This is a genomic window from Micromonospora sp. LOL_021, from assembly GCF_048060215.1.
In the GTDB taxonomy this organism is placed as follows: Bacteria; Actinomycetota; Actinomycetes; order Mycobacteriales; family Micromonosporaceae; genus Micromonospora_E.
Window position 1 is genome coordinate 22,126 of record NZ_JBHMIN010000024.1, and the last position, 22,003, is coordinate 44,128.

A 22,003-nucleotide genomic window follows, 5' to 3' on the forward strand; every position below is an offset into this window, starting at 1 on the left:
ACTCCTCCCCATGGCCTGGCGCGTGCCGCTGATCCCCCCGTCAAGCGGCAGCACCGGCCACCGGAAAGGCGCCCTCCCATGTCTCCCCCCGGCTTGGGAGGGCGCCTTTCGCCTCCCCGTCGCCGGTACGCCGGCTCTCCGGCAGCCCTGCCGGTTCAGCTGGTCGGCCAGGTGCGCCACCGCTGCCAGGACCGGCTCGGAGTGGGGCCACGCTGCCCCTGGTACCGGGATCCGTAGACCGCCGACCCGTACGGATGCTCGGACGTCGACGAGAGCCGGAAGATGCACAACTGGCCGATCCTCATCCCGGGCCAGAGCTTGATCGGCAGGTTCGCCACGTTGGACAACTCCAACGTCACGTGGCCGGAGAAGCCGGGGTCGATGAAGCCGGCGGTGGAGTGGGTCAGCAGGCCCAGCCGACCCAGGCTCGACTTGCCCTCCAGCCGGGCGGCCAGGCCGTCGCCGAGCGAGACGACCTCGAGCGTGGAGGCGAGGACGAATTCACCGGGGTGCAGCACGAACGGGTCGCCGCTGGGCACCTCGACCTGGGACGTCAGATCGTCCTGCCGGGTGGCCGGGTCGATGTGGGTGTAAAGGTGGTTGTTGAAGACCCGGAAGTATCGGTCGAGCCGGACATCGATGCTCGACGGCTGGACGAGCGAGGGTTCGAACGGCTCGAGGGAGAGGCCGCCGGTCTTGGTCTCCGCGACGATGTCCCGGTCGGAGAGGAGCATCGTCACACGATAGCGACGTGCGGCCGGCGGTGCGACCGTGCGGCGGGTGTCCTGGCCGGAACGTACCCGGATCGGCGTGGCCGGGCGATCCCACTATCTCTTCGTACACATGTTCGATAGAATGATCGCATGGCAACCTGGTCCGAGTTCGCAGCCGACGAGCCCCGCCTGGCCACGGCGATCCGACTCCTCATGCAGCAGTACGGCCCCGGCCTCGGCTACCTCGCCACCGTCCGAGCCGACGGCGGTCCCCGGGTGCACCCGGTCTCCCCGGTGATCACCGACAGTGGGCTGTTCTGCTTCATCATCGATTCGCCGAAGCGGCGTGACCTGGAGCGGGACGGTCGGTACGCGCTGCACTCGTTCCCGCCGGAGGAGAGCGACGACGAGGCGTACCTGGCAGGTCGGGCGCATCCGGTCACCGATCCGACCAAGGTGGGTCGGCTGGCCAGCGATCTCGGGGCCGTGCCGCACGTCGACTGGCGGCTGTTCGAGTTCACCGTCGACGTGGCGATGGTGGCGCAACGCGGTGGCAGCACCGGCCACTACGCGGCGGCGGCGCCACGGCAACCAGCCGTCCAGGTCTGGCTCGACCCGACCAGCGGCAGCGTCTCCCACCCGGTGCCGACCCCGGTCGCCTGCTGATCCGCCGTGCGGCACCGGCCGACGCGTCGACGCCCTACCCGTTGACGCTCGGTCGACGGGTGTCGAGCCGTACCCATGCTGGTGCTCGGTTGGCGGCCGGGCCTGTTGCGCAGTGACCGGGCGGACCGGGTAAAGTGGGGCCGCTCGCGGGTGTAGTTCAATGGCAGAACATCAGCTTCCCAAGCTGACAGTGCGGGTTCGATTCCCGTCACCCGCTCTCCAACACACGAAAGCCTTGGTCGTGACCACACTCCCAACCAGGGCTTGCACTGTACGTACGCGGGGTCGCCGCTAGGTTCCTACTTCCGTGGGTACGAGGCCTGCAGCACTTCGCGGATCAACTCGCTGGGGCTGCGATTGGTCAGCTCTGCCACCTTTTTGATCATTTCGTAGCTTTGGTCATCAATCCAACTGCCTGCGTTGCCCGCCTCGGAACCCATGCTGCCTCGGTGGACGTGATGCCGCAGGTGCATCCTGATGCACCTCTGGCATCAAGCTGAACAGGTAACCGCTGGCCCGGGGGGTCACGCTGCGTGCGACGACCGCCGCGCGTCATCACCGACCTTGTGGTGTGGACGACGTCGGACCGATGCCCAGCCGCGCCAGCGCGGCGACCCGGCTTTCGATCACCTGGATCCGGTCGGCCCGTTCCGTCGGGGACCAGTGGGCCTGCTGGTTGGTCACCTGCCCGGGCCACTTCCGGTAGAGCAACCCCGGCTCATCGATGAAGTGACCGTCGCTGACCGTGCTCGCGGCGAGGAGCAGCCCGGTGTCCTCGGAGGCGGGCAGCGCCAGCCAGCCGCCCAGGGCCAGCAGCAGGTCCGTACGGATGCACAGCGTCGCCGGGTGCACCGGCAGTCGGTAGGCGTCCTCCTGCCGGCACCGGTGGACCGTGCCGGCGGGCAACCGGCCGCCCGGTGGATCGGTGGCCATCCGTACCGTGCTGTGGTCGCTCAGCAGATCGAGCGCCGCCGCCGTCGTCCAGTCGACCGTCGGGTCGGCGGTGAGGACCGCGATGTCGCGGGCCAGCGCGTCGGAGGTCAGCCGGTCGTCGGCGTCGAGCACCTTGACCAGCGGCCCGTCGACGCGGGACAGCGCCATGGTGCGGGTGACGCCGGGGCCACCAGGGCGGTTGTGGCCGACGCTGATCCGTCGGTCCTGGGGCAGCGCGGTTGCGACCTCACCGGTCTGCCCGTCCTCCTGCACCAGCCAGCGCCACTGCCAGCCAGGCGGTATCCGCTGCGCCCGCAGCGAGGCGTACGCGTCAGCGAGGTACGGGATGCTCGCGGGATGGACAGGAGTGACCACCGAGATGGTCTGCGGGGGCCGGCGCATCGCTCCGACTCTACTATGGGTTGTTGATCCTTGACCCTACGTTGCGGTGCGCCGATCTCTGGTACGAATGTCCCATGCCGGAATCGTCGGACCCGCGCTCGACGGACGCCGCTCACTCCCGCCCCGCCGGGGTGGACGACGCCACGGTCGCGGCGCTCGGCGAGTTGAGCAAGGCACTGGAGACGGTGCACCGGGCCCGTGGCCACCTCTACTCGATGCACCAGCTGATCGGCGGCGCGGATGCGACCCTGGACCGGGTCGTCCAGCTGCTGCGCGGGGCCGGTCACCGGCACATGGCTGACCGGGTCGAGACGGAGCTGATCGGTCGCAACGTCCTGCCGGGCCGCTGGACGTTCCAGATCGTCGAGGAGTTCGACGACGGCTACTACGCGACCTTCCAGGCGGTCGAGCGGGCGGCCCGGGAGGCGCTGGTGGGCGGCCGCCGGCACATCCACGAGGCGGAGATGAAGCAGGCCCGGCGTACCGTCGGCCGACCGGGACACGAGGCGACCCCGTAGCCGATCCGACCCTGGTGGTTCACAGGTCCTCGCTGTGGATCAGGCTGCGGATCCGGAGTTCGTCGACGACGGGGGGCGGACAGTCGGCGACGATCACCGCGCTGCCGACGACGACCGCCCCGCGAGCTGCGGCGAGCTGCGCCATGGCCCGCAGCTGCGCGCCGCTGGTGACCCAGTCGTCGACCAGCAGGACCCGGTCGCCTGGGCCGAGGTGCCGGTCACGGACACCGAGCCGCAGTGTGCGGCCCCGGTAGTCGGGCGCCGTCGTGGTCCAGGTGGTCGCGTCCGCGATTGCCCGCTGCAGATCCTCCTTGTACGCGGGTACGACGCCAACGCCGAGCGCTGTCGCCACCAGCGGGCCGACAAGCAGCCCGGTGACCTGCGGGGTCATCACCGTGCTCGGTCGGTCCGCGTCGGCCAGATTGGCGCTGGCCAGATCGGCGAGGGCCGGGCCGATCCCGGCGAGAATCCGGGGGTGTCGCCACCACCCGGACAGGTCGCTCACCAGATGGCTGCTGGCCGGGCCGGGGTCGTGCCAGACGAAGGTGTCGATCAGCAGCCGCCGAAGTTCAACCGGGTCCGGCGCGTCGCCGGATGCGGCCGGGCGTGGCACATTGCCGGCTGCGGCCGCGCGGGACCGGTGCGGGTGAGCGGCTGCGGCGTCGGTCACCGGCCGAGTATGCCGGGACTCCGCGCCGGTGAATCTGCCGGGCACACTTGACACGACACGGCCTGCTCCGGCTACGTTGCGGCGGCTAAATTATGTTGTCAGCTCGTCAGGAGACGTCATGGCCGCGCGCCATCGCAACCCGCGTCCGTACCGTCTGCGGCTGGCACCGTGGTTGGCGGTGGTCCTGCTGGCCGGTGTGCTGGCGGGCGGAACGGCCATGGCGTTCGAACTGACCGCCGGTACGTCGACAACATCGCGTGCGGCGTCCACGGCCACACCGCCTACGAACACGCCGTCCACGACCACGGCGTCCGGCTCCCCTGTGCCGGACCGCTCGACCGCGTCGACCCGGGCGGCACGTGGGGCCGACCGAGCCGCCTCGACGCCGAAACCGTCCCCGACGCCAGAACGGTCCCCGACCGGCGGGCCGTCCCAGACCCAGAACGAGGCCCAGTCCGGTGGCCAGGTGGTGGAGAGCGGCACCTGCGGTGCGTCGTACTACGCCAGCGGACAGGTCACCGCGAACGGCGAGCCGTTCGACCCGTCAGGGATGACCGCCGCGCACCGTACTCTGCCGTTCGGCACTCAGGTGCGGGTGACCAACCCGCAGACCGGTGCCAGCGTGGTGGTCCGGATCAACGATCGGGGACCGTTCATCGACGGGCGGTGCCTCGACCTGGCCCCTGCCGCTTTCGCGAAGATTGCGGCTCTTGACCTGGGTCACCTGCAGGTTCGCTACGAGATTCTCGGCGACTGACCGCAATCCTGAGTTGCCACTCAGTGTCGAGCTGCTGGTCAGCGGCGTGATGTGCCATTTTCAGGTTTGCCCACAGGTTGAGCAACCGCTCGCCGCCCGCCCGGGGGATAGCCAGGGTGCCAAGGTTGTCCAATACTCCGGGTGGCCATATCCGGATCAGACGACAGGCCAACTCCGTTGGGCCACCGCCACCGATGAGTCATGCTGTTTCGCGTACCCATGCACATCTTTCCGATGGGCGGCCGCCGCCCACTCAGCGCTGGTTCCCGCGTCGGCCTCGGCGCGGCCCTCGTGCTGCTCGCGCTCGTCTCCGTGGTGGAGATCGCGGACGGGTCCGGGGTCAACTACGTCGGTCTGGTCGCCGCCGCCCCGTTCCTCGCGGCGGCCTTCGCGACGTGGCGGGTGGTGCTCTCCACCGGGGTGCTGGCCACCCTGGTCGGCGGCATCTTCGCGCTGACCGGTCAGATGCTCTCGCTGGCGACCGCGGTGAACGTGGTCGGCATCGCGCTGGCCACCGGACTGGCGGCGGCGGTCGCGGTCATCCGGGAACGGCAGGCACAGCAGATCGCCGAGCTTTCGCGGCTGGCGTCGGTGGCCCAGCAGGCGGTGCTGCGTCCGCTCGGACCACAGGTCGGCACGCTCGCCGTGGCGGGACGCTACATCTCCGCCACCGCCGCCGCGGACATCGGCGGTGACCTGTACGAGGCGCTCGACACGCCGTACGGCGTACGCATGATCATCGGAGACGTACGGGGCAAAGGCCTGGACGCGGTCCGGTTGGCCAGCATCGTCCTGGGTTCGTACCGGCACGTCGCCTATGAGCGGGCCGACCTGCGGGCCATCGTGGCGGACCTGGACCGGGCGGTGGCGCGCAGCGTGGGCGACGAGGATTTCGTCACCGCCGCCCTGGTCGAGGAGCGCGGTGGAACGCTGACCATCGTCAACTGTGGGCATCCGGCTCCGCTGCTGCTGCGCCGAGGCGAAGTGATCCCGCTGGAACCGCCGGCTCCGGCGCCGCCACTCGGTTTCATGCCGGTGGTACGTCCCCGGGTCGAACGTCTCGAGCCGGGTGACCGATTGCTGCTGTTCACCGACGGACTGGGCGAGGCACGTCGGGACGGTGCCTTCTTCCCCACCGCGGACCGGGCCTGGCGGCTGCTGGGTCACGGCACCGTTGGCGACGGCCTGGCATCGCTGGAGACGGCGCTGGTCGAGTGGGTGTACGGGCGGCTCGACGACGACATCGCCCTGGTCCTGATGGAGTACTCGGGCTCCGGGGCGGTGCCCGCCCCGTCCGTGCCGAGCTGGGAGGTCGGCGCACCCGGCGGCTGACCGGCCGGATCAGACCGGCTGGGCGATCGCGAACAGGGCACTGGTGCCGCCGGGGGCCCGGTGCCGGCCGACGTAGCGACGGCTGGCGATCGGTTCGACCAGTGCGTTGAGCAGGCGGGTGACGGACATCTGTGCCTCCTGATGGCAACTGCGGCGCTTCTTGGGTTTTGCCCAATTCTTGGCCTCTTGCACCGGGCAAAACGACCGTATTCCGGACAAGTGACGGCTGGCGGGACGTCGACTGCCCGGTCGCTGTCCTCGGTTTGCCAGACAACGTGCTTGTCGTTGGCTACCCGGGAGTAATACAGTTGTGGTTACTGACCAGTAACAGCTGTCCGGAAGCGGGGCCACCACGCGATGACCCACTACAAGAGCAACCTTCGGGACCTCGAGTTCAACCTGTTCGAGGTTTTCGGCGCCGACCGCACCTTCGGCCAGGCGCCCTACGCCGACCTGGACGTCGACACCGCCCGGAGCATCCTCGGCGAGGTCGAGCGGCTGGCCCGCGAGGAGCTCGCGCCCAGCTTCGCGCCGGGCGACCGCAACCCGCCGGTCTTCGACCCGGCCACCCACTCGGTGACCTTGCCACCCGAGTTCCACCGCTCGTTCGAGGCCTTCATGTCGGCCGAGTTCTGGCGGCTGGACCTGCCGGAGGAGCTCGGCGGCACCAACGCGCCACGCGCGTTGTGGTGGTCGCTGGCCGACCTGGTGCTCGGCTCCAACGCACCGGTCTGGATGTACGCCTCCGGGCCGTCCTTCGCGCATACCCTCTACGTCGAGGGCACGCCGGAGCAGAAGGAGTGGGCCAAGCTCTTCGTCGAGCGGTATTGGGCGTCGACGATGGTGTTGACCGAGCCGGACGCCGGCTCCGACGTGGGCGCCGGGCGCACCCGGGCGATCCCGCAGCCGGACGGCACGTACCACATCGAGGGCGTCAAGCGCTTCATCACCAGCGGCGAGCACGACCTCAGCGAGAACATCATCCACTACGTGCTGGCCCGTCCGGTCGGCGTCGAGGGTGCCGGCGGTCCGGGCACCAAGGGCCTGTCGCTGTTCGTCGTGCCCAAGTACCACTTCGACGGGGCAACGGGTGAGCTGGGCGAGCGCAACGGCGTCTTCGCCACCAACGTCGAGCACAAGATGGGGCTGAAGGTTTCCACCACCTGCGAGCTCACCTTCGGTGAGCACGGCGTGCCGGCCAAGGGATGGCTGCTCGGCGACGTGCACGACGGAATCCGGCAGATGTTCCTGATCATCGAGTACGCCCGGATGCTGGTCGGCGCGAAGGCGATCGCCACCCTCTCCACCGGCTACCTCAACGCCCTCGAGTACGCGAAGAACCGGGTCCAGGGCGCCGATCTGCTGCAGATGACCGACAAGTCGGCACCGCGGGTGACCATCACCCACCACCCCGACGTCCGTCGGTCGCTGATGCTGCAGAAGTCGTACGCCGAGGGCCTGCGCGCGTTGGTCTGCTACACGGCCAGCTGGCAGGACAAGATCAACATCGCCCGGGCGGCCGGCGACGAGGAGACCGTGCAGCTCGCCAAACGGGTCAACGACCTGCTGCTGCCGCTGGTCAAGGGGTGCGGCTCGGAACGGGCGTACGAGCTGCTCGGCCACGAGTCGCTGCAGACCTTCGGCGGCTCCGGCTACCTGCAGGACTACCCGCTGGAGCAGTACGTCCGGGACTCGAAGATCGACACCCTGTACGAGGGAACCACCGCGATCCAGAGCCTCGACCTGTTCTTCCGCAAGATCGTCCGGGACAACGGCCAGTCCCTGATGGCGATCGCCGGCGAGATCCAGGCCTTCATCGCCGCCGAAGGCGGCAACGGCCAGCTCAAGGAGGAACGCGCCGCGCTCGGCCGGGCGCTCGGCGAGGTGCAGAACATCCTCGGCGTGATGACCGGCTGGCTCGGTGAGGTGCAGAGCGGCGAGCCGCGCTCGCTGTACAAGGTCGGTCTGAGCAGCCGGCGACTGCTGCTGGCGCTCGGCGACGTGGTGATCGCCTGGCTGCTGCAGCGGCAGGCCGAGGTCGCCCTGACCGCGTTGGGCGGCGACGGGGTCTCTGACGCCGACCGGAGTTTCTACCAGGGCAAGGTAGCCGCCGCCCGGTTCTTCGCCAGCGAGGTGCTGCCCCGGATCGGTGCCGACCGTCGGATCATCGCTGGAACCGGCCTCGACCTCATGGACCTACCCGAGGACGCCTTCTGAGCAGACAACCGGAGGTTCCGCCGCCACCGTTTCGGGCCCTCCCCGGCGGGTAGATCAGCAGGCGACCGCACAACTTGTAGCCACCGCACAAGGAGTGCACGCATGGGTATCGGCAGTGGAATCTTCCTCATCGCAATCGGCGCCATCCTGGCGTACGCCGTCCGGGCCGACGTCTGGTGGCTGGACGTGCGGGCCGTGGGCTGGGTGCTGATCCTGGCCGGGTTGGCGATCCTGCTCACCGTGCTGTGGTTCTGGAACGATCGCCGCCGCCGGGCCCGGACGGTCATCGTCGAGGAGAACAAACTGGCCCATCCGGCGCAGATGGTGCCACCGCCGGCCGAACCGCCGCAGCCGCCCAACTGACCGCAGGAGCCCAACTGACCGCAGCCCGACTGACCGCGCTGCCCCTGCTCGGGCTGCGCGGTCAGTTGGTTCGGGCCGCCCGGGCGGTGTACGTGTGGGTCGCAGGTGCCGCCTGCGGCCCACACGCCGTCCACTCGCCGGTGAACTCGTGAACGGCGATCCCACAGGTGCGCAGTCCGCTGTCGCCGGCACCGGCCGGATCGAGCAGCGCCGAAGCGTAGGAAACCGTCGGATTGTGCCCGACGATCAGCACCCGGAGCACCGAGTCGTCCAGTTGCCGCACCAGTCCGAGCAGGTCGATCGCGGTCCCGCCGTACAACCGGGGTTCGAAGCGGGCGGGTGCCGGCGGACCCGCCGCCGACACCTCCTGCCAGGTCTGCCGGGTGCGCCGGGCCGGCGAGCAGAGCACCAGCTGAGGCCAGAGCTGGTGTTCGGCCAGCCACTGCCCGGCGTGCGCCGCGTCCGAGTGTCCGCGCGGGGTGAGCCCGCGTCGCTCGTCTGCCATCTGTTCGGGCTGCTCCGCTTTTGCGTGCCGGAGCAGCACGATGCTGCGTCGGGTCATCGGTTCAGCTTGCCTGATTGAGTTCGCAAGCGCCTGGGTACATCCGTGCCCGCCGCTACCTCACAAGCGGCATCCGGCCGGCACGACGGTGCCGGCAACAGCCAAGGAGGTACGAAGTGGGCATCGGCGGAAGCATCTTCCTCATCGCCCTGGGCGCCATCCTGGCCTTCGCGGTCGAGGCCGAAATGGGCTTTCTCGACCTGACCACGGTCGGCTGGGTGTTGATGGTGGCCGGCGTGTTCGGGCTGGCCCTGACGTTGTGGTTCTGGCAGAGCCGCCGCCGTACGGTGGTGTCCCGGACCGCGCAGGACGAGCCGGCACCGGCTGCCCCGGTCGAGTCGGACCGGGTTGTGGAGGAGCAGTACCGGGAGGCGCGTCGCCCGGGCGGCCCGGTGCGGCGGTGATCCGGACCCCGAGCAGACCGCCACCCCCCGACGGATCAGGATCTGCCCCGAACGGAACAGGATCGCCGACGATCCCGAACCGGGCGGTCCCCGCCGGGGTGGTGGCGGGTCAGGCGTAGAGCGCGAAGTAGATCGCGATGTGATGGCACAGCGCGGCGACGAGGGTGCAGGCGTGGAAGAACTCGTGGTGGCCGAAGACGGTGGGCCACGGGTTGGGGCGGCGCAGCGCATAGAATATCGCCCCGACGCTGTAGATTGCGCCGCCGACGATCAGCAGGACCAGCGCGGTGACCCCACCGTGCTGCAGGATGTCGGGTAGTACCACCACCGCGACCCAGCCGAGGGCGATGTAGAGCGGGGCGCCGGCCCAGCGCGGCAGATGCGGCCAGATCAGCTTCATCGCCACCCCGGCCAGCGCACCGACCCAGACCACGGTGAGCAGGGTGGCGGCGCTGCGCCCGGGCAGCAGAAGCAGGCAGAACGGTGTGTAGGTGCCGGCGATGAAGACGAAGATCATCGAATGGTCGAGGCGGCGCATGATCTGGTACGCCCGTTCCGACCAGACCCGGCGGTGATAGAGCGCGCTGGTGCCGAACAGGCCGCACACCGTCAGGCTGTAGACGACGCAGCTGACCAGCGCGGTCCAGCCGGGTCGGGTGGCGGCCAGCGCGCAGAGCACGATGCCGCTGACCAGGGCCACGAAGAAGGCGTACGTGTGCAGCCAGCCGCGCATCCGGGGTTTGCCGATGTCGACCGGCTTGAGGCGAAGGGGCGCTTCGGTGGTCACCAGACAAGGCTACGGCACCGTAGGTTACCCACTGGTAGTGAGTCGCCTCACGTCCGCCTCACTACCGGCTGACGCCCGGCGGCCGACAATGGACCCATGCGGATCCACCCGGTCGGCCGGCACGCGCTTCTGCTCGAATGGGCGGCGCCGGCTGGCACCGTGCTACCCGGAGACAGCGAACTCGAAGACAGCGAACTCGGGGGCAGCGAACGCGGCCCCGTCGACGCTTGGCGCGCCGAGCTGGGCCGGCGCCGTGAACTCGGCGAACTACGGGTAGCCGAGATCGTCCCCGGAGCCCGGACCATCCTGCTCGACGGCCTGCCGGACCCCGCACTGACTGCGAGCCAACTGGCCGGCTGGCAACCGGCGGCGGCCGAAGCCGTCAACGACACCGGACAGCGGATCACCGTACCGGTCCGGTTCGACGGTCCCGACCTGACCGACGTCGCCGGGCAGTGGGGGGTCGCCGTGGCCGACGTCGTGGACCGGCTGACCCGGATCGAGTTCACCGTGGCGTTCTGCGGCTTCGCGCCCGGCTTCGGATACCTGACCGGCCTGCCCAGGCAGTGGGAGGTGTCCCGGCGAGTCACGCCCCGCCCCGCCGTACCGGCCGGCTCGGTGGCCCTGGCCGGTGAACACGCCGGCATCTACCCGACCGCGTCGCCCGGCGGCTGGCAGTTGGTCGGGCGTACCGATCTGGTGCTGTTCGACCTGGACCGGGAGCCGCCCGCGACGCTGACCCCCGGCACCCGGGTCCGGCTGACCGCCACCGGGCCGACCACACCAGGGCCGGCCGCACCGCAGGCACCGGCCGGAACCGGGGCGGACCGATGATCGAGGTGATCCGGGCCGGCGCGCTCACCACTGTGCAGGACCGTGGCCGGTACGGCTGGGCGCACCTGGGCATACCCCGGGCCGGTGCGCTCGACCAGCCGGCGTTGGCGCTGGCCAACCGGCTGGTCGGCAACCGGCCCGACGCTGCCGGCCTGGAGGTCACCCTGACCGGTTGCACGCTGCGGTTGCGCACCGGCGGCTGGGTCGCGCTCGCCGGGGCACCGGCCACGGTCCGCATCGCCGGCCGGTCCGGTGGCTTCCTCACCCCGACGCCGGTGCCGCCGAACGCCGTGGTCCAGGTCGGCCCGGCCCAGTACGGCGTACGCAGCTATCTCGCGGTCGCCGGTGGGATCGCCGTGCCGGCGGTGCTCGGTAGCCGGTCCACCGACACCCTTGCCGGCATCGGACCGCCGACCGTGCGCGACGGCGACGTACTGCCGGTCGGCACCGCACCGCCGCCGGCGGCGCTAAGCCGGGTCGCGGCCGACGCGGTGCCCTGGTCCGCGCCGGCCGTCCCGGTCCGGCTCACCGTCCGGCTCGGGCCACGGGCGGACTGGTTCACCGAAGAGGGGGTCCAGCGGCTGCTCACCACCGGGTACGAGGTCAGCCCGCTGAGCAACCGGATCGGTGTCCGACTGATCGGCGCGCCGCTCACTCGGTCCGTCCGCGACGAACTACCCAGTGAAGGGCTGGTGCTCGGCGCGGTCCAGGTGCCCGCCGACGGACAGCCACTGGTTTTCCTCGCCGACCATCCGACTACCGGCGGATACCCGGTGGTCGGCGTCGTCGACGACGTCACCCCGCTGGCCCAGGCACGGCCCGGTACTACTGTGCGGTTCCATGGATCTCAACGCGGACCTCGGTGAGGGCTTCGGCGTCTGGCGTCTCGGCGACGACGAGGCGTTGCTGGACGTGGTGACCTCCGCGAACGTCGCCTGCGGTTTTCACGCCGGCGACCCGGTGACGATGCGCCGCATCTGCACGGCCGCCGCCGAGCGGGCCGTCGCCGTCGGAGCCCAGGTCGGCTACCGCGACCTCGCCGGCTTCGGGCGGCGGCGGATCGACTACCGCTTTGACGAGTTGCGCGACGACGTGCTCTACCAGATCGCCGCGTTGGACGGCTTCTGCCGGGTGGCCGGGACCCGGGTCCGCTACGTCAAGCCGCACGGCGCGCTGTACAACACGGCCTGCGTGGACGAGACGCAGGCCGCCGCCGTCGTCGCAGCGGTGGCCGACTACGACCCCGCGCTGCCGGTCCTCTGCCTGCCAGGCTCGGTCCTCGGACAGCTCGCCACAGGTGCCGGGCTGCGGGCCGTCGCCGAGGGCTTCGCCGACCGTGGCTATCTGCCCGACGGGCGGCTGGTGCCCCGATCGGACCCGGGCGCGCTGCTCGGCGACCCCGACAGGGTCGTCGGGCAGGCGGTGTCCCTGGCCCGGCGACACCGTGTCACCGCGACCGACGGCAGCACGCTGGCCTGCCCGGTCGAGTCGATCTGCCTGCACGGTGACACTCCCGGCGCGGTCGAGTTGGCCGGACGGATCCGCGCCGCACTGCGCGCGGACGGTCAGCGCCTCGCCGCCTTCGTCTGACCGCCCGTCAGTGTGCGTCGACTCCGCGCAGGATCAGCGGCAACCGACCCGCCCCGGCCGGGTCGATCCGGACCGGCACTCCCCAGTCCTGCCGGGTCAGGTGGCAGGCGGCGTGCTCGGCGTTTGCGTCGCATGTCGCAGCCTGGGCGACCACCTGCAACACGCCGGCGGCCACCGTCGGGTCGACGACCAGCCGCCGGGTCAGCCCGGTGTCGCTGCCTGCCCCGTCGAGCAGCAGTTCCGGTGGGTCGGCCGAGACCTCCAGCCGGGTCGCCGGGCCGAAACTGGCATCCAGCTTCTGACCGGGTGCCGGAGTGAACACCACCTCGAGCGACAGTTCACCCGGTGCGATCAGCGTCGGCGGACGCTCGGTGCGGCGCCGGGCACCGACGACCGTGGCGCCGGCCGCCGACAGGGCACCCGGTGCCAGCCGGGTGAGCTGGTGCGCCGCCGACTCCACCACCCACACGGTGCCGTCCGCGGTCACCAGTACGTCACTCGGCTCCGCCAGACCGTCGGTCACCGTGGACACCCGGTCGGTGGCCGGGTCGTAGCGGCGGACCGCGCCGTTGTAGGTGTCCGCCACCAGCACCGAGCCGTCCGCGAGCGCGCACACACCGAGCGGATGCTGCAGCAGCGCGTCGGTCGCCGCCCCGTCGACCTGGCCGAAGTCGAACAGGCCCTGTCCGACGACGGTACGCAGCTCGCCGTCAGCGAGCCGGCGCAGCGCACTGGTCTCGCTGTCGGCGATCCACAGCTGGTGGCCGTCGACGCTGGTGGCGAGGCCGGACGGCTGAGCCAGCCAGACGTCCGGAATCGGGCCGTCGCGCAGCGACTCCACGGTGGTGCCGGCGTACATGCCGGCGGTGCGGGTCACCGGGTCGAACCACCAGAGCTGGTGAATGCCGGCCATGGCGACGATCACCTTGCCGTCGTACCAGGCCAGGTCCCAGGGCGAGGAGAGGTCGACGGCTCGGGCGTCGTGCGGGTGGTAGTCCACCGTCGAGCGCCACTGACGGCCGGAGCCGGCGACCGTGCGCACTTCTGCGGTGTCGTACCGCAGGCCACGCAGCAGATGGTTGACGGTGTCCGCGACCACGATGTCGTACCCGGCCACGGCGGCGACGTCGGCCGGTAGCCGGAGCAGCCCTTGCGGTTCGCTGAACGTCGCGGACCGGGCTGGGCCGTCGGCGCGGCCGCGCTCGCCAGCGCCGATCCGGCGACGGACGGTCTCGCCGTCCGGTTCCAGCTCCACCAGCTGGTGCCGGGCCGAGTCGGAGACCAGCAGGGCACCGTCATCGAGCGCCACCGCCTTGCCGGGGAAGCGCAGGGTGGTGTCGGCCGGCACCGGCGGCAGGTACGGGCCGTCGCCTCGGCGTAGCGTGCCCTTCGCCTCGTGCGTCCGGATCAGCTGGTCGATCTCCCTGGCCAGACCGTCGGCGTGTCCCTCGCCGGCCATGGTGGCGACGACGTAACCCTCCGGATCGACCAGCACCAGGGTCGGCCAGGCCCGGGCGGCGTACTGCTGCCACATGTCCAGGTCCGGGTCGTCGAGCACCGGGTGGCTCACCCCGTACCGCTCCACCGCGGCCGCCACCGCCGCCGGATCCCGTTCGTGGGCGAACTTCGGCGAGTGCACCCCGATCACCACCAGGACGTCGGTGTACTTCTCCTCCAGTGGTCGCAGTTCGTCGAGCACGTGCAGACAGTTGACGCAGCAGAAGGTCCAGAAGTCCAGCAGGACGACCCGCCCACGCAGATCCCGTAGGCCGAGTTCACGGCCGTCGGTGTTCAGCCACTGTCGACCGTTCAGCTCGGGTGCCCGGACGCGGGGTGCGGTCACTCGGTGGCTTCCTCGCCGGTGTCGGCGCTGTCCTCCGGGGCCGGTTCGGTCGCGGCTGCCTGCAGGCAGAGGACCTGGGCCCGGCCCGAGTCCGCCGGGATCTCGATGTGCGGGGCGGTCGGGTCGTCGCACTGGTCGAGCTGGTCGACCTTGGCGATCACCTGGTACGCGCCCGGTTCGGCGCAGTCGGCCGGTGCGGCGGTGTTGCCCGACTGCTTCACACAGTCGCCGACGGCCGGGTTGAACGGCTGCTCCCCGGGCCGGGTGATGAGCCAGACCAGGGACATCGGGATTCCCACCAGCAGCACGGCGGCGACGAAAACCGCGACGAGTACGCGTCCGTTGCGGACCTGGGGGGTCGGCTCCGGCTTGGCCTCGTCGGCTGCTGGTTCGGCCGCGTCCGGCCGGAACGCGTCGAACCGGTTCTGTTCCGGATCGGACGGCTCCCACTGGCCGGCCGGCGGTGCGCCGTCGGCAGCCGGTGCCGCTCCTGGCTGGCCGGGGCCGGGCGGGTGCTGCCGGCCGGCCAGGTCAGGGTGGTTCCAGTGACCCGCTCCGGCGTTGCCGGAGTCGACGAGATCACCGTACGGCTGCGCACCGGCCGGTCGGTAGCCCTGCGCCGGCTCCGGCGGTGAGCTTGGCTGGATGTGCGCCCCGGCGCTCAGGTGTGGCAGCGCGAGCGCAGCAGCGTCGGGACCGGGGCCGTCCGGTGCCCCGTCCGGCGTCGGCCGGGCACCGAACGGAGGTGCGACCTGTCCGGGACGGCGCGGTGTCAGCGGCGGCAGCCCGGGGTTGTGCTCCGGCATGGGGACCGGCGAGCCGGGTGGTGCGAACGGGACGCCGTTCTGGCCGGACTGCTGGGGCCGCTGGCCGAACGGTTCGGGCTGCTGTTCGGCAGCCGGTACGGCGCCACCGACCGGCCGGCCGTAGACGCGGGGTTGAGCCGGCGCCCGACCGGTGGGCAGCGCCGCCGGATCCGTCGGCGGGGCGACCCGACTGGTGCTGGGCACGGCTGCGGTGGCGGTCACCGCTCGGCCGGTGCCGCCGGCTGTCGCGGCCGATGGGAGGTGCTGCTCGCCCCCGGGACCAGCCGGTACCGATGGCCCGGCGGCCGGTGCCGGGCGGTCGGCGGCCGGCACCGGGCCGCCGGCTTCGCCGCCAGGTTGCCCGGGCCCGGGGAAGCCCGGGTGGGCGTCGGCCGGTGCCGGGTCGGGGTACGGACCACGTTGTTGCGGTACGTGCGGAGCCTGCTGCTGTGGGTGCGGAGCCTGCTGCGGCGGTACGTGCGGAGCCTGCAGCGGATCGGGCGGCATCGGAGCGCCGCCAAGCGCGGCGGCCAGCGACGCACCGGGCACCCGGGTCTCCTGGGGCGGTAGTGGCGTCGGGCCGGACGGTGAGAACGGTAGCGCCCCGCCGGGCCGTGGCGACTCCGACGGCGGACCCGGAGCGAATCGCGGTGGTTCCGGCCGCTCGGGCTGCTGTTGCGGCTCCGGCTGACGCTGCGGTAGTTCGCCGAACCCTCCGGCGGCCGGCGGCACGGCGGGGGGAGGCGGAGCGGGAGCCGGCGTCGCCGGCCGCTCCGGGTCGGTCCGCCAGGCTTGCTGAGGCGACCAGGGCTCGGCCGGCGGAATGCTGGGCGCCGGAATGCCGGGTGGGGCTGGGTAGGGCGGCGGCGCCGGGTAGCCGGCACCGCCCGGCTGGTCACCGAATCCGGTGCGCCAACCGCCACCGGCCGGTGCCCACTGCTCGGACTGGTGTCCGGCACCTGGGTCGCCGGGATCGGGTGCCGCGCCGCGTTGCGGCTGGCTGCTGCCGTATGGCGCGGGTCCGCCGACACCCGCCTCCTCCGGCTCCTGGCCGGGATGCTGCGTGCCCTCGGACGTCATGTGCGCCTCCTCCATGACATGTCAGCCGCGCCGGTGCCGCCGACCTGGCTGGTCGGTCGACCAGGGACACCGGTGGACCGGCCGGGCGGGCTCACCCGACCTGCGGTGGCTCTGCTGCCACCGTGGCCGGGCGGGCCCGGCTGGCTGTCTGCACTACCAGCCTGGGTGTGCCGGCTGGCCGTCCGGCGGCTGCCGACCGGTTCTGGTCTCCAGCGCGCCGGATCGACCTGACGGCGACCGAGCCCACCGTACCGGGCGATCCCGCAACGGAGGAATCCTGGTGCCGTCGAAGTGGCGGAGGTGTCGCGGGACAGCGGACCGTGACGGCGGTCCGTTCAGCTGTGGTAGCGCTGTGCGATGGCGCGGATCTCGTCGCGTACGGCGGCCGAGTCGGTGGAGCGCAGTGCCCGCTCCAGGGCGCGGGTCCGTCGGCTGGCTTCCCGGTGGCGGCGGATGCGATCGATCATGGACATGGTGCTCTCCTGTGGATCTCTTGTCGACCGCTTTGGCGGTCAACTCAAGTGAAGCGCACCAAGCTTCCGGTGGCCAATGATTCTTAGGTGAGAGCCGCCACTTGCCTAAGAATCCATGATCTGGACGGACGTGACCCGAGGATGATTAGGGCAACTACGGTGAACGGCGTCGCCACCAGTGATGGTGGCGACGCCGTTCGTAGTCGCGTCGGGTATCGGCGGTCAGGTCCAGGCGAGCAGTGCCGCCTCCGGGTCGGTCAGGAACGCTCCGACGTCGCGCAGGAACGCGGAGCCGAGTTCGCCGTCGATGATCCGGTGATCGAACGACAGCGCCAGGGTCGCTACCTGGCGTATCCGAATCTTCTCCTTGTGTACCCAGGGTGCCTTGCGGATCGTGCCGATCGCGAGGATCGCCGACTCGCCCGGCGGGAGGATCGGAGTGCCACTGTCCACTCCGAACACCCCGACGTTGGTCACGGTCATCGTGCCGCCGGCCATGTCGGCCGGCGCGGTCCGCCCCGCCTTCGCGGTCCGAACCAGATCGGCCATCGCCTCGGCGAGTTCCCGAGTGGTCAGCCGCCCAGCGTCCTTGATGTTCGGCACGATCAGGCCCCGCTCGGTCGCAGCCGCGATGCCGAGATTCACGTACTCCTTGACCACGATCTCGTCGCCGGCCCAGGTGGAGTTCACCAACGGGTGCCGGCGTGCCGCCAGCAGCATCGCCCGAGCCACCATCAGCAACGGCGAGACCTTGATCCCCTGCCAGTCGGGCTGGCTCCGGATCCGGTCCAGTGCCTTCATGGATCGGGTCAGGTCGACGGTGAGGAACTCGGTGACGTGCGGCGCGGTGAACGCCGACGCGACCATGTTCTCCGCAGTCAACCTGCGTACCCCTTTGACCGGGATCCGCTGTTCGCGGTCGGAGCCGGACAGTGGTGCGGCCGACCCGGCCTGCGCCGACCCGGCCTGCTCGCTGGCCCGCAGCACGTCGTCCCGGGTCACCGAGCCGAGCGGACCGCTGCCGCGCAGCCCGGCCAGGTCGACACCGAGGTCCCGGGCGAGTTTGCGCACCGGCGGCTTGGCCAGCGCTTTCGCCGCCGGACCGGCTGGGCCTGGTCCGGCCGGTGCCGGTTCAGTCGGGGCAGGCTCGGCCGTCAGCGGGCCGGTCGACACCGCCACCGGTACGGCGGGCTGGGCCAGTTCGCCGACGGTGCGGCGCGGCCGGCGCTTGGCCGCCGTGGTCCGCGGGCCGTAGCCGACCAGCACGGCGGTCCGACCACCGGGGGCCGGCCCGCCGATCATGCCCGGCTCGATCGCACCGCCGGGCGGCGGGATCTCCGGCTGTGGCGATTCGGATCGGGACGGCGCCGGCACCGGGCCGGTCGGTTCAGCGGCGGGGCCGGCGGCCGGCTCGGTGTCGATCGCGATGATCGCCGTGCCGACCTCGACCGTGGCGCCTTCCGGGTGGAAGATGGCCTGTACCTGCCCACCCCATTTGGCGGGGATCTCCACCGCGGCCTTCGCGGTCTCCACCTCGACGATCGGCTGATTCAGCTCGATGACGTCGCCGACCTGGACGAGCCACTTGAGGATTTCGCCCTCGGTGAGGCCTTCGCCAAGATCGGGCAGGTCGAACTGCTTGATCCGAGACATCGGCGCTCACCAACCGAATGCGCGGTCGACGGCGTCGAGTACCCGGTCCAGGTCCGGCAGGTACTCCTCCTCCAGACGGGCAGCCGGGTACGGCGTGTTGAAGCCGCCCACCCGCAGGACCGGCGCTTCCAGGCAGTAGAAGCACTCCTCGGTGATCCGGGCGGCGATCTCGGCACCGAGACCGAGGTTCGTCGGCGCCTCGTGCACCACCACGCAACGGCCGGTCCGCCGGACCGACTCGTACGTGCCGGCCAGGTCCAGCGGGGACAGCGACCGCAGGTCGATCACCTCGAGTTCGCGGCCCTCCTCGGCGGCGGCGGTCGCCGCGTCCAGGGCGGTGCGCACCATCGGCCCGTACGCCAGGATCGTCGCGTCGCCGCCGGGCCGTACGGTGCGGGCGGCATGCAGCGGGTACGCCGTACCCGGTGGTGCCTCCAGCTCGACCGGCGCCTTCTCCCAGTACCGCCGCTTCGGCTCCAGGAAGATGATCGGATCGTCGGAGAGCACCGCCTGCTGGATCATCGTGTAAGCGTCCTGCGGGTTGGAGCAGGCAACGACCTTCAGCCCGGCGGTATGCGAGAAGTACGCCTCCGGCGACTCCGAGTGGTGCTCCACCGCGCCGATGCCGCCGCCGAACGGGATCCGGATTACGATCGGCAGCTTCACCTTGCCCTGCGACCGGTAGTGCATCTTGGCCACCTGGGACACGATCTGGTCGTACGCCGGGTAGACGAAGCCGTCGAACTGGATCTCGCAGATCGGACGGAAGCCGCGGATGGCCAGGCCGACGGCGGTGCCGATGATCCCGGACTCGGCCAGCGGGGTGTCGATCACCCGGTCCTCGCCGAAGTCCTTCTGCAGCCCGTCGGTGATCCGGAAGACGCCGCCGAGCTTGCCGACGTCCTCGCCCATCAGGACGACCTTGCTGTCGCTGTCGAGCGCCCTGCGCAGCCCGGCGTTGAGCGCCTTGCCGAGAGTGAGTGTCTCAGCCATCAGTGCGACCCTCCCTCGAACGACGCCAGGTACCGCTCGAACTGGGCCCGCTCGGTGTCGAGCAGCGGCGAGCCGTGCGCGTACACGTGATCGAAGAGCGCGCCGGGCTGCGGATCGGGCATGCTCAGCACCCGCTCCCGCAGGTGCGCCGCGTCTCGCTTGGCCTGCGCGTCGACCTCGGCGAAGAAATCGGCGTCGGCGATCTGCTGCTTCTCCAGGAAGGCGCGGACCCGGGCGATCGGGTCCTTGGCCTGCCACGCCTCCACCTCGCTGGCGATCCGGTACCGGGTCGGGTCGTCGGAGGTGGTGTGCGCCCCCATCCGGTACGTGTACGCCTCGATCAGCGTCGGGCCCTGCCCGTGCCGGGCGTTGTCCAGCGCGGTCCGGGTCACCGCGTAGCTGGCCAGCACGTCGTTGCCGTCCACCCGGACGCCCGGGAAGCCGAAGCCGGACGACCGCTGGTAGAGCGGGATCCTGGTCTGTCGTTCGAGGGGTTCGGAGATCGCGTACTGGTTGTTCTGACAGAAGAAGACGATCGGCGCGTTGAAGACACTGGACCAGACGAAGGCTTCATTGACGTCGCCCTGTGCCGACGCCCCGTCACCGAAGTACGCGATGACCGCCTCGCCGTCGTCGCCGCCGACCTTGCCGTCCATGGTGATGCCCATGGCGTAGCCGGTGGCGTGCAGCGTCTGGGCGCCGATCACGATCGTGTACATGTTGAACTTGAACTCGTTCGGATCCCAGCCACCCTGGTCGACCCCGCGGAACAACCCCAGCGGCATGATCGGGTCGATGCCACGGCAGTAGAGCACACCGTGTTCGCGGTAGGTGGGGAACGCCATGTCCTGCTCGCGCAGCGCCCGCCCGGAGCCGACCTGCGCGGCCTCCTGACCGAGCAGGCTCGCCCAGATGCCCAGCTCACCCTGGCGCTGCAGGGCGGTCGCCTCGGCGTCGAGTTTCCGCACCACGACGAGGTCCCGGTAGAGGGCACGGTACTCGGCGTCGGTGAAGTCGACCGTGTACTGCGTGCCGTCGGGGCCGGTCACCCGGTCGATCCGTTCGCCGTCCGGAGTCAGCAGTTGCACCAACTCCGGATCGGCGGCGTTCCTGCTGACGCGCCGTCGAGCCGCGGCCGGTCTGGCACGGGTCGCTGTCCCGCGCTCGCCTTTCGCCATCCGTCTCTCCCATCGTTCGTGCGTGGCAGCGGGGGTGTCCCGACCGCGCAGCTCGTCCTGCTGCCGGCTGCTGCCGGTGCAGGTCCTCTCACCGCGCCTGGCCCGGGTCAGGGTTGCCGCGCGGCACGGGCCGGGTTCTGGCTGGACCCGGTCCGGGAGGGACGTCATCGAGTCGTGCCCGCCGCGGTAGAGGCGGAGGCAGCGGCTGCGGTGCCGTCCGGTCCATATTCGCATTGGAGGTGAGGGGTGTCATAGGTCGGTCCGGGCATGCAGGTGCGATGTCCGCGTTGCGCGGAACTTGTAGCCTCGCGCTGCGTTCGGCCGAGTGTGACTCATCCGTCCGGTTCTGATAACACGATGTATTGAACTGGAAAACTTTCTGTCACTGCTTCACGATGTATCCAGAGGCGGTGATCTGTGGGACCGTGGATCGACCGGAGGCCATACCGATGAGGAGACGAGCCGTGCTGCTGCCGCAGGATCGCGTGGCCCGGCCCACCGGGGTGGACGGACCTGCCCGGCGGTTCGCGTTGATCGTGGCGTTGCTGGTACTGACCGCCTCGTTGCCGCTGCTGGCGACGCTCGGCGCGGGTTCGGCGACGGTGGCCGGAGGTGGTCCCGCCACGGTGCTGCCGCTGATCGGTCAGCCGGGCGGCGGACCGATCATCGTGCATCCGCTGCCGCACCCGACCCCGTCCGGTCCGGTCGAGCCGACCGGCGGAGACGGTACGGACCAGGACGCGTCGACGGACCGTCGCGCCGGCGGCCGGGACGGACCTTCCACCGGCACGACGCGCGACAGCGGGAGCGGGTCGTCCGATCGTGACCGGCCGGCCCCGGGCGCACCGGCCGACTCCGATGGTCCGGCACCGACTACCCCCAGCGACCCGGGGTCCGAACAGCCACCGTCCGACGCTCCGGATCCTGACGACCCGCCGCCCGTCACCGACGTCGACCCCGACATCGACCCGGAGCCCGATCCGACGCCGACGCCGTCGCCGGACCCCGGTGTGGATCCGGACATCGATCCGGATATCGATCCGTCGCCGGACCCCGATCCGACGCCGACGCCGTCGCCGGACCCCGGTGTGGATCCGGACATCGATCCGGACATCGATCCGACGCCGGACCCCGATCCGACGCCGACGCCCTCGCCGGACCCCGACGTCGATCCGGACCCGACGCCGGATCCGACCTGCAGCCCGCACCCATCGGACGCGGCATAACCG

At 71.0% G+C, this 22,003-nt stretch carries 22 protein-coding genes and 1 tRNA gene; 12 read left to right on the top strand and 11 right to left on the bottom strand.

Annotation, left to right across the window (positions count from 1 at the left end; all coding sequences use genetic code 11):
• Positions 1 to 155: 155 nt before the first annotated feature.
• Entirely contained in the window at positions 156 to 734 is a 579-nt protein-coding gene (gene dcd / locus ACFHWT_RS17065; RefSeq protein WP_416550984.1) for a dCTP deaminase, read from the bottom strand.
• Positions 735 to 863: 129 nt separating this feature from the next.
• Between dcd and ACFHWT_RS17070 the strand changes: the two genes are divergently transcribed.
• Together ACFHWT_RS17070 and ACFHWT_RS17075 are read left to right on the top strand one after the other, a co-directional pair.
• Positions 864 to 1,379: a pyridoxamine 5'-phosphate oxidase family protein gene (locus ACFHWT_RS17070; RefSeq protein WP_416595635.1), complete on the top strand. Its 516-nt coding sequence runs from the start codon at positions 864 to 866 to the stop codon at positions 1,377 to 1,379.
• A 146-nt stretch (positions 1,380 to 1,525) separates the two neighbouring features.
• Positions 1,526 to 1,596: transfer RNA gene (locus ACFHWT_RS17075), tRNA-Gly, on the top strand.
• 338 nt (positions 1,597 to 1,934) lie between these two features.
• Here the strand turns inward: ACFHWT_RS17075 and ACFHWT_RS17080 are convergent.
• Positions 1,935 to 2,714, bottom strand: a complete 780-nt coding sequence (locus tag ACFHWT_RS17080; protein ID WP_416595636.1) for a glycosyltransferase family 2 protein — start codon at positions 2,712 to 2,714, stop codon at positions 1,935 to 1,937.
• 74 nt (positions 2,715 to 2,788) lie between these two features.
• Here ACFHWT_RS17080 and ACFHWT_RS17085 point away from each other — a divergent pair, with 74 nt between their 5' ends.
• A complete protein-coding gene (locus tag ACFHWT_RS17085) occupies positions 2,789 to 3,232 on the top strand; it encodes a hypothetical protein (protein WP_416595637.1) in 444 nt (147 codons plus the stop codon).
• A 19-nt stretch (positions 3,233 to 3,251) separates the two neighbouring features.
• Here the strand turns inward: ACFHWT_RS17085 and ACFHWT_RS17090 are convergent, their stop codons facing one another.
• Positions 3,252 to 3,845: a phosphoribosyltransferase family protein gene (locus ACFHWT_RS17090; protein WP_416595698.1), complete on the bottom strand. Its 594-nt coding sequence runs from the start codon at positions 3,843 to 3,845 to the stop codon at positions 3,252 to 3,254.
• A 175-nt stretch (positions 3,846 to 4,020) separates the two neighbouring features.
• On the opposite strand from ACFHWT_RS17090, the gene ACFHWT_RS17095 reads away from it, so the two are divergent.
• From ACFHWT_RS17095 to ACFHWT_RS17110, 4 genes are all read left to right on the top strand, one after another.
• Entirely contained in the window at positions 4,021 to 4,659 is a 639-nt protein-coding gene (locus ACFHWT_RS17095) for a septal ring lytic transglycosylase RlpA family protein (RefSeq protein WP_416595638.1), read from the top strand.
• Between the two features lie 201 nt (positions 4,660 to 4,860).
• The gene (locus tag ACFHWT_RS17100) at positions 4,861 to 5,991 is read left to right on the top strand and encodes a PP2C family protein-serine/threonine phosphatase (protein ID WP_416595639.1); all 1,131 of its coding nucleotides are present in this window, start codon (positions 4,861 to 4,863) and stop codon (positions 5,989 to 5,991) included.
• A gap of 357 nt (positions 5,992 to 6,348) precedes the next feature.
• Entirely contained in the window at positions 6,349 to 8,208 is a 1,860-nt protein-coding gene (locus ACFHWT_RS17105) for an acyl-CoA dehydrogenase (protein WP_416595640.1), read from the top strand.
• A gap of 102 nt (positions 8,209 to 8,310) precedes the next feature.
• The gene (locus ACFHWT_RS17110) at positions 8,311 to 8,571 is read left to right on the top strand and encodes a DUF6458 family protein (protein ID WP_123606537.1); all 261 of its coding nucleotides are present in this window, start codon (positions 8,311 to 8,313) and stop codon (positions 8,569 to 8,571) included.
• Positions 8,572 to 8,632: 61 nt separating this feature from the next.
• On the opposite strand, the gene ACFHWT_RS17115 is transcribed toward ACFHWT_RS17110, so the two are convergent.
• Positions 8,633 to 9,133 (bottom strand): SixA phosphatase family protein, encoded by a 501-nt coding sequence (locus ACFHWT_RS17115; RefSeq protein WP_416595641.1) that lies wholly within the window; start codon positions 9,131 to 9,133, stop codon positions 8,633 to 8,635.
• Between the two features lie 116 nt (positions 9,134 to 9,249).
• Between ACFHWT_RS17115 and ACFHWT_RS17120 the strand changes: the two genes are divergently transcribed.
• Positions 9,250 to 9,537 (top strand): DUF6458 family protein, encoded by a 288-nt coding sequence (locus ACFHWT_RS17120; protein WP_416595642.1) that lies wholly within the window; start codon positions 9,250 to 9,252, stop codon positions 9,535 to 9,537.
• 109 nt (positions 9,538 to 9,646) lie between these two features.
• Here the strand turns inward: ACFHWT_RS17120 and trhA are convergent, their stop codons facing one another.
• Positions 9,647 to 10,324, bottom strand: a complete 678-nt coding sequence (gene trhA, locus ACFHWT_RS17125) for a PAQR family membrane homeostasis protein TrhA (RefSeq protein ID WP_282232933.1) — start codon at positions 10,322 to 10,324, stop codon at positions 9,647 to 9,649.
• A gap of 96 nt (positions 10,325 to 10,420) precedes the next feature.
• Between trhA and ACFHWT_RS17130 the strand changes: the two genes are divergently transcribed.
• The 3 genes from ACFHWT_RS17130 to ACFHWT_RS17140 are packed head-to-tail and all read left to right on the top strand — an operon-like array spanning position 10,421 to position 12,748.
• Positions 10,421 to 11,158 (top strand): 5-oxoprolinase subunit B family protein, encoded by a 738-nt coding sequence (locus tag ACFHWT_RS17130; protein ID WP_416595643.1) that lies wholly within the window; start codon positions 10,421 to 10,423, stop codon positions 11,156 to 11,158.
• Positions 11,155 to 12,024 (top strand): biotin-dependent carboxyltransferase family protein, encoded by an 870-nt coding sequence (locus ACFHWT_RS17135; RefSeq protein WP_416595644.1) that lies wholly within the window; start codon positions 11,155 to 11,157, stop codon positions 12,022 to 12,024. Before ACFHWT_RS17130 ends, ACFHWT_RS17135 begins: the two co-directional genes overlap by 4 nt.
• The gene (locus ACFHWT_RS17140; RefSeq protein ID WP_416595645.1) at positions 11,999 to 12,748 is read left to right on the top strand and encodes a LamB/YcsF family protein; all 750 of its coding nucleotides are present in this window, start codon (positions 11,999 to 12,001) and stop codon (positions 12,746 to 12,748) included. Before ACFHWT_RS17135 ends, ACFHWT_RS17140 begins: the two co-directional genes overlap by 26 nt.
• A 7-nt stretch (positions 12,749 to 12,755) precedes the next feature.
• On the opposite strand, the gene ACFHWT_RS17145 is transcribed toward ACFHWT_RS17140, so the two are convergent.
• From ACFHWT_RS17145 to pdhA, 6 genes are all read right to left on the bottom strand, one after another.
• Complete coding sequence (locus ACFHWT_RS17145; RefSeq protein WP_416595646.1) at positions 12,756 to 14,591, bottom strand: NHL domain-containing thioredoxin family protein; 1,836 nt, start codon at positions 14,589 to 14,591, stop codon at positions 12,756 to 12,758.
• Positions 14,588 to 16,477 (bottom strand): LppU/SCO3897 family protein, encoded by a 1,890-nt coding sequence (locus tag ACFHWT_RS17150; RefSeq protein ID WP_416595647.1) that lies wholly within the window; start codon positions 16,475 to 16,477, stop codon positions 14,588 to 14,590. The genes ACFHWT_RS17145 and ACFHWT_RS17150 overlap by 4 nt, the downstream gene beginning before the upstream one ends.
• Before the next feature lie 335 nt (positions 16,478 to 16,812).
• Positions 16,813 to 16,950, bottom strand: coding sequence for a hypothetical protein (locus tag ACFHWT_RS17155; protein WP_199758042.1), 138 nt, complete (start codon positions 16,948 to 16,950; stop codon positions 16,813 to 16,815).
• A gap of 222 nt (positions 16,951 to 17,172) precedes the next feature.
• Positions 17,173 to 18,603 (bottom strand): 2-oxo acid dehydrogenase subunit E2, encoded by a 1,431-nt coding sequence (locus tag ACFHWT_RS17160; RefSeq protein ID WP_416595648.1) that lies wholly within the window; start codon positions 18,601 to 18,603, stop codon positions 17,173 to 17,175.
• Between the two features lie 6 nt (positions 18,604 to 18,609).
• Complete coding sequence (locus tag ACFHWT_RS17165; protein WP_416595699.1) at positions 18,610 to 19,599, bottom strand: alpha-ketoacid dehydrogenase subunit beta; 990 nt, start codon at positions 19,597 to 19,599, stop codon at positions 18,610 to 18,612.
• Complete coding sequence (gene pdhA, locus ACFHWT_RS17170) at positions 19,596 to 20,774, bottom strand: pyruvate dehydrogenase (acetyl-transferring) E1 component subunit alpha (protein ID WP_416595649.1); 1,179 nt, start codon at positions 20,772 to 20,774, stop codon at positions 19,596 to 19,598. The genes ACFHWT_RS17165 and pdhA overlap by 4 nt, the downstream gene beginning before the upstream one ends.
• 449 nt (positions 20,775 to 21,223) lie before the next feature.
• On the opposite strand from pdhA, the gene ACFHWT_RS17175 reads away from it, so the two are divergent.
• On the top strand, positions 21,224 to 22,000 hold the full coding sequence (locus ACFHWT_RS17175; RefSeq protein WP_416595650.1) for a hypothetical protein: 777 nt from the start codon (positions 21,224 to 21,226) through the stop codon (positions 21,998 to 22,000).
• Positions 22,001 to 22,003 lie beyond the last annotated feature (3 nt).